Source organism: Streptomyces sp. CNH287 (assembly GCF_000424825.1).
In genome coordinates, this window is sequence record NZ_KE384253.1 from 21,428 (window position 1) to 34,138 (window position 12,711).

Below are 12,711 nucleotides of genomic sequence, written 5' to 3' on the forward strand. Positions count from 1 at the left end.
CGACGTCGGACGACACCTGCTATCTCCGGCGCAGTCGCAGGTAAGCGAAGGCGCCAACTACCAGAACGGCCACTCCAGCGCCCGTTCCGACAATGGGCAAGAGGTTGCTGTCGTCACCCGAATCGGTGGCGTCCGCGGCATCCGTCTTCTCAGCCGTGTTCTTCTCGCCGGGTTCCCCGTTTTCGCCGTCTTCCTTCCTGGTGGAGGGAGACGGAGAAGGGGCCGTCGATGGTTCCGAGTCCCCCTCGACGAGCGGACTCCCCCCGGCGGGGCCCGGGTTGCCCTCGCCCTTGAGCAGGACGCGGCTCGGGCGGACTGTCCCGTATCCGATGAAGTCACTGCGGCCGTGGGCCTTCTTGTCGGCCCTGCCGGCGGTTTCGATCATGACCCGGAGCACCTGGTTGGCGGTCCAGTCGGGGTGCTCGGACCAGATGAGCGCGGCGGAGGCGGAGGCGATCGCAGTGGCGCTGGACGTACCACCGCTGCGACAGTAGCTCGCGAAGTTCTCGTCACACCAGCCCGGGATGTCGTCTCCCGGCGAAGACAGCGTGACGTGTCGGCCGCTGGTGGAGGTTTTCACCACCTCGGCAGAGCGGTCCACCGAAGCCACCCCGGCCACCTCGGGATAGGCGGCCGGATATTCGACCTGGTTCTTCTTGTCGCCGGAGTTCCCGGTGGCCGCGAACATCAGCTTGCCCTTGCTGGCCGCGTACTTCACTGCGTCATCCAGATACCCGTCAGCGATAAATCCACCGACGGACATGTTGATGATCTTGGCATCACTGTCCGCCGCCGCGCGGATTGCTTTGTGAAGGTTGCCTTCCTTCGGGGCGTCAGGATGCTTGTAGTCCATCAAATAGGTACGGATAGGGATGATCTCAGCACCAGGAGCAAGGCCTTTCAGGCCGCCTCCCTCCCCAGTACCCGCGATCAGCTCCGCCATCGTGGTGCCGTGGCCGTCGTAGTCGTCCGACGCTTCACCCGGAAGGGTTGACACGTCCTTGCCGGGCAGGACCTGCCCCCGCAGAGAAGAGGTCTCCCTCACCCCGGTGTCGAGCACGGCGACTTTGACTCCCTCCCCCTTGCTCACGCGCCACATCTTCTCCGCCTGCATGGCTTCCAGATACCACTGCCGGGAACGCATGTCCTCGGCAGCCGCAGGTGGAGCCAAGCCCACGAGACACACACTCCATGCCGCGAAGGCGGCCAGCACGGGAAGCACGCAGCCCGAACGCACTGACCGCGAGGCTCCCCCCGCGCGCTGAATCGTCGCAGTCATACCTGCTCTCTCGCCGGGCTACTCGACGACCGAGGGCACGCTGTGACGTCGCCCGGTCGTCCGCAAGTCGCGTGCCTCATCCAGGTAGTCGGGCTGCCGCGTTCCTCTGCGCTCTGAGCCTCCGCCGCTCCGTGAGTCACCACGCGAAATCGTCCCGATGTCGTTCCGTCCGGCACCGGAGCCTCGCAGCAATCCGGTTCCACCGGGCGTGAATGCGCGCCGGGCGCGATGGTGGGCACCGGTACGCGGAGTCCCCACGACACCACCCGGCGTAGAGACGAGCCGACCGTCCTGGCTTCCGCCCGTCCTTCTCGACGGCGGTGACGCCATACCGGCGGGGCCCATACCCATGCCGCCCATCGGAGGACGACCCATCGGGTGCTCGCCGCCGATGACGGTGCCGTGCGGGATGCGGGGCGCGGTGGCCGAGTTGGGGCTGTTGCGGCTCGGTGTACCGCCGACGATGCTCGGCGGACGGCCCACCGGCGGGGCAGCCGTGCTCGTGCGTGACGGAGGGATGGGCGTCCCCATCACGGGCGGGCGCCCCATGGGCGGACCCATCGGCGACGAGGTTCGACCGGTGCTCGGCACCATCGGACCAACCGGCGGGCGACCGGCGATCGGCGCACCCGGACCAACCGGCGGACGACCAGCAATCGGCGCACCCGGACCAACCGGCGGACGACCAGCAATCGGCGCACCCGGACCAACCGGCGGACGACCAGCAATCGGCGCACCCGGACCAACCGGCGGACGACCAGCAATCGGCGCACCCGGACCAACCGGCGGACGACCAGCAATCGGCGCACCCGGACCAACCGGCGGACGACCAGCAATCGGCGCACCCGGACCAACCGGCCTGGGCCCGGGGAGATTCCTGGGGACCACCGGACTGGGCGTCCGAGGGGGCCCGGTGTTCGGGTAGCCGACCGGGCCGATGACCGGGCTGGGCGGCGGCGTCCCGGGATTTACCACCGGCGGAACCGTCGGCCTGTTGACCGTCTGGTCCACGGGCGGAGCCGTTTGCGTGATGCTGTCGATCTCCGTCCCCACCTGGTGGTCGGGCGGCAGCGCGGAACCGGGCAGAGGCGTCGCCGAAGCGTCTGGCAGGGCGGTACCCGGCGCAGGCGGGAGAGGCGCGGGAGTCACAGCACCGGGACCGGTGAAGTCCGCACCACCGCCACCGCCAGGACCACCGCCGGACGGGACCGAAGCGGCGCCGAATCCGGCACCCGGCCCTCCAGCCGCGGCATACGTTCCGCCGCTCTCCGGGGCTACCTTCCTCCATCCAGGAGGCGCCGGTGGCATGCCGATGTCTTTACCCTGCAGCGGCTTGAACATCGGCTCCTCCTGCGCGTACATCGTGTCGTGCGACACCTGGTAGTACGAGCTGAGCTTGTTCATCTGGATGATGGCCTCTTGGCGGGTCTCCTCCCGCTTCGTGGCATCAGCCTTCGCCGCCTTCACGAAGTCCTGGTTGTTGCCCTTGCGCTCTTTCTCCGGGATCGCGGCGACCTTCGGGCCGACGCCACCACCCTCCCGGGGCGGCATGGAGCTCTTGACCATCGCCAGGCCGAGCCCGGCCGCCTTGATCTGGATGCTGGCCCCGGTGGTGAACGTGCCCAGCTTCAGGGTGTTCTTGGCCATGTCGCCGCCCCAGCGGCGAAAGGCGGTACCGGCCTCGCCGTCCCAGTCGACGTTCCCGATATGGGTCTTGAGGTCCTCGCCCACCTGCTCGATCTTGGTGGCGGCGGCGGCCAGCGCGTCGCCCACCGCTTCCAGGTCGCTGGGCTTGGAGTCGTCGACCATGTCGACCATGGAGTTCAGGTCGAACCCGTCGAACGCCGTCTTGCTGAAGGCCGTCGTCTTGTTGTCGCCGAAACCTCCGCCGAAGAACGGCGAGAGTTTTCTCCGCAGGTCGGTGATGAGGACCTGTGCATGAGCGACCGCGTCCGGAGTCGCCTGCTCGTTCTCACTCATATGCGCTACCTCCCCCGGCTAGTCGAAGTCACCGGTACGGTCGTCGGTTGCCTTACCTGGGCCTTCGCCGAGACGTTCCTTCTCCTCGAGCCGGCGCTCGTCGCGGTCCCGCCGCTGTCCCTCGTACCGCTCCTCGGCACGCGTCTGGATCTCCCAGAAGCGGCGCTTGTGGTCGTCGTCGAGGTTGTCGAAGCCGACCTTCGCGCCCAGGACGGCGATGCCCATGGCCTCGATCTGGTCACTCAGGGTCTGCGAGAGCGTCGTGAGGAGCGTGTGCACGCGGTTGTACTGCTTGAAGAGAGCGTCGGCTTCGTTGAAGTTGCCGCCGAACGAACTGCGGGGCACGTCCTGGGCCGAGACCTTGCCCTTGGAGGCGGCCGACGTCTCCAGCTCCGTGAGGATGCCGTCCACCCGCGTCTTGAACGTCTTGAGTGACTCGGCCTCGACCTTGAGGTCCTTCGCGGGAACCCCGCCATACATCGGCGCCCTCATCAAGCCTCCCCCTCCGCCCGCTTCGCCCATCGCAGTTCTCGTGCTGATGTTCAGGAAACACTCTAGCCACTGCGCACTGTTGTTCCAACTGCAAACCACAAGAGATAACTTGAGCCACCTGAGCCCGACCCCCCAGGGGGCTGGGGAGGGCGCCGCTGTCAACCCGCGCTCTGCAACAGGAAGGAATCATCCTGTCGACATCCGTGCGACACAAAGCTTCACGGCGGGCTTCGTGGGCGCTTTGCCCCGGTCGCCGGATCGACGTAAGGATTGTGTCACGATGACCTCCCGCGGGCGCCGTACTGCCGCGGCCGCCCCCGACCGCTAACGTGCCACGCTGCGACGGCGCCAGTCCCGGTAGACCAGCGAGCCTCCGCCGAGGACCCCCACCAGCGCTCCGCCGCCCACCACGACGTACGTGCCGAGACGTTCGTTGCGTTCCTGGGTGGACTCACCGAGCTGGAGCTTGGCCGGGGTCGGCTCCTTGGCCTTGCTGACCCCCTCACGCGCCACCGGCTTGTCGATGGGCCGGTCGTCCTCGGTGAGGGCACGCACCGGGTCGATGACCCCCCAGCCCACGTGCCGGTCCCGCCCGCTGATCGAACGCTCGGCCGTCTGCTCGAGCTGGGCGACGATCTGGTGCTGCTTCCAGTCGGGGTGTTCGGCGCGCAGCAACGCCGCCACGCCCGCGACGTACGGGGCGGAGAAGCTCGTGCCGTTGTCCGCGCAGTGGCCGCCCCCGGGGACGGTGGAGATCATGTCGACGCCGGGCGCCGCGATGCCCACGAAATCACCGGACTGGGAGAACGGGGCCCGCTCGTTGTTGCGGTCCGAGGAGGCCACCGCCAGCACGCCCGGGTACGAGGCGGGGTAGGTCTCCTTCACGTTGCCGCCCAGCCCGTCATTGCCCGCGGAGGCGACGATGACGACGTCGGCCGCGAGCGCCTCGTCGACCGCGCGCTTGAGGTCGGACTCGGGCTTGAGCGCCTCAGCCGTGTCCTGCGAGATGTTGATGACGTCGGCGCCCGCCTCGACCGCGTAGTCGATGGAGGTGGCGAGGGTGCCGGCCGTACCGCTGCCCTCCGCGTCGTTCTGCTGGATGGGGATGACGGTGGCCTTGGGAGCGATCCCAACGAATCCGGTCTTGTCGCTGGGGCGGGCGGCGATGATCCCGGCCACTTTGGTGCCGTGGCCGATCACGTCGGTGGTGCCGTTCTCCTTGCCCCGTTCCGGGGCTTGGCCGTACTTGTCCTTCTTGCGCTTCTTGGGCAGCAGGTTCTTGCCGCGCTTGGTGTCGACCGCGTCCTTGAGCTGCGGGTGCTTCACGTCCACGCCGGTGTCGATGACGGCGACTCGGACACCCTGCCCCTGGGTGGTCTGCCAGAGCTGGTCGAGGAGCACTCGTTTGAGCGACCAGGGCAGTCCCTCGAACGGCTTGGCCGGGAAGGTGCACTGGCCGCCCTCCGCGGCGGCCGGGGGCGCCCAGGCCGCACCCGCGAGTCCGGTCAGACCCGCGAGGGCCACCGCACCGGCCACCGGAAGCGCGGCCCACCCGCGGACCCGGCTCGGGTTCGGGCCCCGAACGCCGCCCGGGGGGACCTCGGTTCGGCCTGCCCGGCCCTGCCCTCGCGCCCCGCTGGTACGTCGCTGAGTCATCGTGTGCGTCCTCCCCCGCCGTTCAGGAACCCTGCGGCTGCTTGGCCGCGTTGGTGCTCAGCCGTGGACCGGTCGGCAGGAACTGCGACCACGCGGCGGGCACCGGCACCGGGGTGGCGTCCTTGAAGCCGAGGCGGAGTTGCGCGGCGTTCCCCTCCCCTTGCGACTCCTCCCGCTTCTTGCCGTCCGTCCCGATCTCGGACTCGTCCGTGCCGCTGTCGGTGTTCCCCTGCACCGCGTAGCGCAGCCCCGTGTCGGTCACCAGGAAGACACCGCCGGACTTCGTGTCCTGGCCCTTGATCTGGCGGAAGAGCAGCCCCGAACCGGGGGTGACGTAGGCGCTGGTGGCGCCGTTGGGCAGGGCGGCGGGGTAGTCGCCGCCTGCCCAGGTGCTGAGCTTGGTGGTGCCCTTGCCCTTGTCCACGTCGCGCAGCACGTTGCACAGCGTGCCGCGGTCGCCGTCGGACTTGTTGACCGTCTCCGCCTCGTGCTCGGGCCACTTGAGGGTGCCGCCGTAGATGTCGTTGCTGGGCGAGATGGCTCCCGAGTTCACGGCCGTCGGCTTGCCGTGCTGTCCGAGCGGGACGGATTCCTCACTGTTGAGCAGCAGTTTCGCCATGAAGTCGGTGACCGGCCGCACCTGCCGCTCCAGCACCACGTAGTGCTGTGGGCCGTCACCCGTCTCCGCCTTGAGCACCGTACCGATCTTGTTCGCATTAGCATCCAGATTCCCCGGCGCACCTGCCGGGTCGCCGATGCGCTCGACCGTCGGGAACTGGATGGTGTCGCCCTTCTTGAAGGTCTTCAGCCAGTCCTCGGTGACCCGCTGGGGCTCGTTCCTGGTCTTGCCGACCACGTTGAGCAGAAGGTTGGGGTCGCGGGCGATCGGGTACGCGGTGCCGCTCTTGTCGATGACGTAGAGCCGGGCGCCGGGGCCCTCCACGTACATGATGTCGCCGCGGCGCAGCCGGTTCTTGCCCTCGACCTTGTCCTTCTCACGGTCCGCCAGGACGAAGGCGGCCTTCTGCGAGGACTCGCCGTTGGCTCCCGGCTGGGTGCACACGGCCCAGCGCTTCGCCTCGGACGCCTCGCCCGCGTCGGGCAGCCGGTCGGGAGCGTAGGGGATGCCGAGAGTGGCGCCGTGCGGTATGTCGCCGTTGTCGAGGGTCTTCTCGTCGACCTTGACGATCTCGAACTTGTCGGGGTCCAGGAGGAGTTTGGCGGAGGCGAGGTTCAGCACGGGGTGCAGCTGCTTCTTGTCGTCGGTGACGAGGACGACGTACCGCGTGGTCGAGTCGCTGCCGATGATCACCTTCTGGTTGGGCTCGTCCCAGCCCTCGGGTGCCTTGGGCTTGAACATTCCCCAGGCGCCGAACGCCGCCATGATCACCACTCCGATGATCAGCCCCGGCACCACGGCCCGCAGCGGGCGCGGCGCGCCCTCCTCGGTACCGCTCGGCGTGGGCTGGAGGAATGCAGCCAGCAGCCGCTTCTTCGCGAAGGTGTAGGCGTTGAGCTCGTCCCGCCGTGATGCCATGTCTTGTTGCTTCTCCCCACTGGCCGGCTCCAGCGTCCCCGGGAACACTGCCACAGATGCCGATTGTCTGACCGGCCCCTACTATGCCCGTTGACGGTCCTCCTCCGCTGCTCCGGTAGGGTGATCGCCCGGCCAGCGTCCCGTGAATTACTGGGGCGAATTCGGATATGAGGGGGCTTTGCGGCGATGGGAACTGCCACGCGCGCCCGGGGTTCCGCAGCTCGCTCCGGTACGCCTGGGCCCGGCGGCCCCGGGGCCGGTGCGAACGGCTCGCGGCCCCGTACACCCGCGTCCACCGTGCTGCGAACCGAGTCGCGCACAAGCCGCCTCGGGCCGTTCCAACTGCAACAGCTCGTACTGATCGAGCTGGCACTCACGGCGCTGGTGGTCGGTGCCGCCATCGACGAGTTGATGCTCGTCCCGGCCGGCGCGGTCGCCGCGGTGCTGGTGCTGTTCGCGGTCCTGCGCCGCCACCAGCGGTCGGTACGGGACTGGATGGCCACGGTGCTGGCACTGCGCGCCCGCCGGAGGCAGCTGGCCGGGCCGCTGACCGAGCGGGTCGACGCGAGCCTGGCACCGGCGGCGGAGTGCGTACCGGGGCTGCGCACGTACGCGTTCGTGGACCGCGACCGGCGCACGGTCGGGATGATCGGTGACGGCAGCTTCGTCAGCGCCGTCGTACGCGTCGAGGCGGGAGTCACCGCGCTGCGGCCCGCCTTCGGTGCGCGCGCGCTGCCGCTGGGGCTGCTGCACGACGCGCTGGAGATGGACGGGATACGACTCGAGTCGGCGCAGCTCGTCCAGCACGTGCAGCCCGCCCCGGCGCCGCATCTGCCGGAGCAGGCGGTGGCACGCCGCAGCTACGCCCCGCTCCAGGAGCAGACCGGCTCGCCGGCACTGCGGCTGACGTGGGTGGCGCTGAAGCTGGACCCCGAGCTGTGCCGGGAGGCGGTCGAGGCGCGTGGCGGCGGGCTCCAGGGGGCGCAGAAGTGCCTGCTGCGGGCGGCCGACCAGCTGGCGAGCCGGATCACGGGGGCGGGCTTCCGCGCCAGCGTCCTCAACGAAGAGGAGCTGATCTCGGCAGTGGCCACCTCCGCCTGCGTGAACCCCCTCGCCACCGCGCGGGCGAGCCAGCCCGACGCGCCTCTCGTGCGGCGTACGGCGGAGACGTCGCGGACCTGGCGCTGCGACGACCGGCTGCACACCACGTACGCGGTGGGCCGCTGGCCGGAACTGGGGCGGGCAGCGACACCGCTGCCCCGTCTGGTGTCGCTGTTGACGTCCGTGCCGGCGCTCACCACGACCTTCAGCCTGACCGTCGCGCGCGGCGTACGGCGCCGGTCCGTGTCGGTCACCGGCCATGTACGGGTGACGGGGCGTACGGACACTGAACTGACCGCCGCACGGCACCATCTGGAGCGCTCCTCGCGGAGCGCGAAGGTCGGGCTGGTCCGGCTGGACCGCGAGCAACTCCCCGGAGTGCTGGCGACACTGCCGTTGGGCGGTGCCCGCTGATGGCGGCCGGGCTGGGATACCTCCAGGGGCTGCGCGGACCGCGCCGCGCGCACCACGCGCTGCCGGTAGACCAGCTGGGCGCGCTGTCGCTGCCCATCGGGGACGACGGCGTCGTGATCGGCAGCGACGGGGAGGGCCGCCCGCAGGTGCTGGGCTTCCACCATCCGACGCCCTACGACGTGGTGTTGGTGGGCGGGCTCTGGACGGCGCAGGTGCTGGCGCTGCGTACGGCGGGCACGGGCGCGCGCGTCGCAGTGGAGACAGGCCGGCCACAGGTGTGGACGAACCTGGCGCAGGCGGCGGGCGGCGGGCTGGAGTGCATCACGCTGCACGAGGTAGGGCGGGTACCGCCGTTGGGGCCGACGGTGGGCAGTCCGGTGCTGGTCATCCGCGACTGCGGGATGCGCCCGCCCCGGGGGCGGGTCGCGGCGGCGCCGTGGCAGTCGGTGCTGACGCTGCTGCCGTATCTGAGCCCCGTGGCACCGCGGCTGCTGCGCGGCGCGGCGCTGGTAGGCGTTCAGCGGGTGTCACCGGACGAGGCGAAGCAGATCGGCCGGGTGATGTCCCTGCCGCCCGCGGATGTGGAGGCGTTGTCCACTCTGGGCGAGGGCGTCACCCTGTGGTGCACCCGTCGGGACCGGCACTACTCGATGACCCAGCCGACCGACGCGGAGTCAGGGCTGCTGGGCACCGCGCGCCGGCTGGACTGAGCGGGCGGGCCCGCGCGCGTCCGCGGCACCCTGGGCCGCCGTGCTCTTGGCTGGTTGCCGCGGTCCTGTGGGCGAGTGGGCGAGTGACGGCACGTCGTGGCTGAGGCCGTCGCGCGGCAACTACTATGCCCGTGTACGGGTGGCATACAGGAGGCGTGTCGGCGGAGTGGCGGCGGGCCGGATCGGCCGCCGTCCGCCCGACCTGGACGGGACGGAGCCGCGGCGCACGGGGGTGCGACGGCCGACCCCGTACACCGCGCTCCGAGACGGAATTGCTGCCTGGGGCCAGTGGAACCGGATGGCGGGGTTCTACCGCAGAGCGGGGACGGGACCGTCGTCGCAACCTGCGTGGCGATGATTACTCTGGTCGGTACGCGCAGCCGCAAACCGGGGTGTACGACCACAGCAGCAGGAGGACTTGTGAGCAGCGATCGGGACGAGATCCGCGTCGGCGGGACCACGCCCGACTCTGAGCGGCTCGACACGGAGGCCGAGTCCGAGCACGAGACGGAGACCACCGGCCAGTTCACCATCGACTACACCCCGCCTGCCTGGTACACGCAGGACGCTGCGCCCCAGGGCGCGGCGGCGGACGGGGCGGGAGCGGACGGCGCGGGAGCGGTGGCCTATCCGCTCGCGCCGCCGACGGGCGAAGCGGTCGCCACACCGGGCGCAGGCTCCGTGCCGTACGTGGACCAGGCCCCTGGCCAAGCCCCGCTGCCACAGCACCAGCCGCAGCCGGAGGCGGCCGCGGACGCCCCGGTCGCCGCGGACGAGCGGAAAGCCGGCCAGGACATGTCCGGGGACGACGCCTGGGACGACGAGCGCGCCGTGGGCGGAGCCGAGGGGGCGAGGTCGGCGGACGTGCCTGACGGCGATCCCTCGGACGGACGGGACGCCGCCGACCGGACTCCGCACGCCGAAGCGATGGCCGCGGGCGCGTCGGAGAGCGGGGACAGCGGGGCGACCATGCGGTTCTCCGCCGCCGACCTGCGCAGTGAGATCGCCCGCTACCGGAGCGAGGCGCAGTCCGACCGGTCCGCGGGCACTGACGGAGCAGCAGCAACGGACGGAGCAGCGGGAACGGACGGCGGCGACGAAGGGCCGTCGGGTGCCGAGCCGCGCGCCGCGGAGCCTGACTCAGCGTGGTCGGAGCCGTCGCGTCCACCCGCTGCCGAACCGTCGCCCACCGCGGCGGAGAGCGTCTCCGCCGCGGACGGCGGGTCGGATGGCGCTGCGGCGGTCGGCGAGGGCAGCACCAGCGAACCTCGTGACGCCGTACCTGCCCAGCCCGCTTCCGCGCAGGCCGCTCCGTGGGACGCCGTTCCGGCGGGTTCCGCACCGTACGGGGCGCCGGACGGGGCGCCCGGTGACGTCTCCGAGCCCCGGGACACACCGCCACCGCATCCGCTGTCCGCCACGCCGCAGCAGGCCGCTCCGTGGCCGACGTCCGCGACCGGTACGGGCACGCCGCCGCGCGGACTCCCGCCGCTGCCCCCGCACTTCCAGCCCGCCGACCCGGCCCCGGCCGGCGAAACACCGGCCTCTCCGTCTCACGCGGCGTCGCCCTGGCCCGCCGCCGGCGAGCCGACTCCCCAGTCGGCTCCGGCCACGCCGGGTCCGTACGGCGGGCCGCCCCACGGACCGCCCGGGTTCGGAGGGCCGCCCGCACAGGGTGCGGGCCCCTCGGCTCCGGTGGACGCCGGTGCCCCCGCCTCCCGGCCGGCTCCCGGCGTGCCCGCACAGCCGACGGGCGGACACGGCACGCTGCCGGGCTCTGGCACCCCGCTCCCCCCGGCGATGCCGCAGGGCGGGTACGGCGCGCCCCAGCAGGCGACCGGCGCCCCGCCGACGCCGTACGGGGCGGGCTACGGCTACCCGCAGCAGCCCGGACAGGCACAGCCGCAGCCCGCCGCCCAGCCGCAGCAGCCTCGGCCGCAGCCGGGCGCGCCCGCACCGCATCAGCCGAACCACCCCGTGCAGCCCGGTGGTTACGGCTTCCCCCAGCCGCTGCCGCCCGGCCAGGTGCAGGGCCGGCCCCCAGCCCCTTCCCCCGCCGCAGGACAGGGACCGCACTCCGGTCAGGCGCCCTCAGGGCCCCTACCGCCCGCGCCCGCACCGTACGGTGCCCAGCCCGCCGCCTATCCCGATCCCTACGCGGCGCACCGCCCGGGGCAGACCGGGGCCTTCCCTCCCCTCCCGGCCGACGGCGGTGGGCGCCCCGCGCTTCCCGGCGCGCCGCAGGACCCGGCAGCAGCCGCTCCGGCGGCGCATCATCCCGGGCCTGCCCCCGCCCAGGCGGCACCGCCACAGCTGCCGGGCCAGCCCCAGGCTCCGCAGGACCCGCGCCGTACGGCGCACGGCGGCTCGCCCCTGGGATACACCGCAGCGGTGGAGCTGTCCTCGGACCGGCTGCTCAGCGGCAAGCGGAAGCCGCGTTCGCAGAACCCGGGCCGCAGCGGTTCACGCTTCAGGATCGGCGGCAAGAAGGAGGAGGCCGAGCGGCAGCGCAAGCTGGAGCTGATCCGTACGCCGGTGCTGTCCTGCTACCGGATCGCGGTGATCAGTCTGAAGGGCGGCGTGGGCAAGACGACGACCACGACCGCGCTCGGCTCCACTCTCGCGATCGAGCGCCAGGACAAGGTCATCGCCATCGACGCGAACCCGGACGCGGGCACTCTGGGCCGCCGCGTACGGCGCGAGACGGGGGCGACGATCCGGGATCTGGTCACGGCTATCCCGTACCTCAACAGCTACATGGACATCCGGCGGTTCACCTCGCAGACGCCCTCCGGCTTGGAGATCCTGGCGAACGACGTGGACCCGGCCGTCTCGACGACCTTCAACGACGACGACTACCGCCGGGTCATCGACATTCTCGGCAAGCAGTACCCGATCATCCTCACCGACTCGGGCACCGGACTCCTGTACTCCGCGATGCGCGGAGTACTGGACCTGGCGGACCAGTTGATCATCATCTCCACGCCGTCGGTCGACGGCGCCAGCAGCGCGAGCACCACCCTCGACTGGCTCTCCGCACACGGCTACAGCGACCTCGTACAGCGCAGCATCACCGTCATCTCGGGGGTGCGGGAGACGGGGAAGATGATCAAAGTCGAGGACATCGTGTCGCACTTCGAGACCCGGTGCCGGGGCGTCGTGACCGTTCCCTTCGACGAACACCTCTCTGCCGGCGCCGAGTTGGATCTGGACATGATGCGCCCGAAGACCCGCGAGGCGTACTTCAACCTCTCGGCGATGATTGCCGAGGACTTCTCGCGCGCGCAGCAGGAGCAGGGGCTGTGGACCGCGGACGGCAACCCGCCTCCGCAGCTCGCTCCCCCGATGCCGGGGCAGGGCTACGCGCCCGCTCACCAGGGGCACCAAGGGCAGCAGCCGTATCCCGGCCAGCCGTACGCACAGCCGCCTCAGCAGCAGTCCCCGGCGGGGCCCCCGCAGGCCTACCCGCAGCAGGGCGGCGGCTGGCCGCAGCAGCCACCACGGTGAGCGCAGGGCCGTGGCGAGTCCTGCGAACCCGCCGC

8 protein-coding genes are annotated in these 12,711 nt (G+C 71.2%); 3 read left to right on the forward strand and 5 right to left on the reverse strand.

Features of this window, described 5'->3' with window-relative positions:
• Nucleotides 1-19: 19 nt before the first annotated feature.
• The 5 genes from H299_RS0129620 to eccB form a co-directional block, all read right to left on the reverse strand.
• The gene (locus H299_RS0129620; protein ID WP_027751390.1) at nt 20-1,279 is read right to left on the reverse strand and encodes a S8 family serine peptidase; all 1,260 of its coding nucleotides are present in this window, start codon (nt 1,277-1,279) and stop codon (nt 20-22) included.
• A gap of 18 nt (nt 1,280-1,297) precedes the next feature.
• Nucleotides 1,298-3,259 (reverse strand): hypothetical protein, encoded by a 1,962-nt coding sequence (locus H299_RS39770; RefSeq protein ID WP_158692410.1) that lies wholly within the window; start codon nt 3,257-3,259, stop codon nt 1,298-1,300.
• A gap of 18 nt (nt 3,260-3,277) precedes the next feature.
• A complete protein-coding gene (locus H299_RS36955; RefSeq protein ID WP_199782527.1) occupies nt 3,278-3,751 on the reverse strand; it encodes a hypothetical protein in 474 nt (157 codons plus the stop codon).
• A gap of 324 nt (nt 3,752-4,075) precedes the next feature.
• On the reverse strand, nt 4,076-5,287 hold the full coding sequence (gene mycP, locus H299_RS36960) for a type VII secretion-associated serine protease mycosin (RefSeq protein WP_037761400.1): 1,212 nt from the start codon (nt 5,285-5,287) through the stop codon (nt 4,076-4,078).
• 142 nt (nt 5,288-5,429) lie between these two features.
• Nucleotides 5,430-6,944, reverse strand: a complete 1,515-nt coding sequence (gene eccB / locus H299_RS0129645; RefSeq protein ID WP_027751392.1) for a type VII secretion protein EccB — start codon at nt 6,942-6,944, stop codon at nt 5,430-5,432.
• A 186-nt stretch (nt 6,945-7,130) separates the two neighbouring features.
• On the opposite strand from eccB, the gene eccE reads away from it, so the two are divergent.
• From eccE to H299_RS36965, 3 genes are all read left to right on the forward strand, one after another.
• Complete coding sequence (gene eccE / locus H299_RS0129650; protein ID WP_078513149.1) at nt 7,131-8,459, forward strand: type VII secretion protein EccE; 1,329 nt, start codon at nt 7,131-7,133, stop codon at nt 8,457-8,459.
• Nucleotides 8,459-9,169, forward strand: a complete 711-nt coding sequence (locus tag H299_RS0129655; RefSeq protein ID WP_027751394.1) for a hypothetical protein — start codon at nt 8,459-8,461, stop codon at nt 9,167-9,169. Before eccE ends, H299_RS0129655 begins: the two co-directional genes overlap by 1 nt.
• A gap of 420 nt (nt 9,170-9,589) precedes the next feature.
• Nucleotides 9,590-12,676, forward strand: coding sequence for an SCO5717 family growth-regulating ATPase (locus tag H299_RS36965; RefSeq protein WP_051262980.1), 3,087 nt, complete (start codon nt 9,590-9,592; stop codon nt 12,674-12,676).
• Nucleotides 12,677-12,711: the final 35 nt, after the last annotated feature.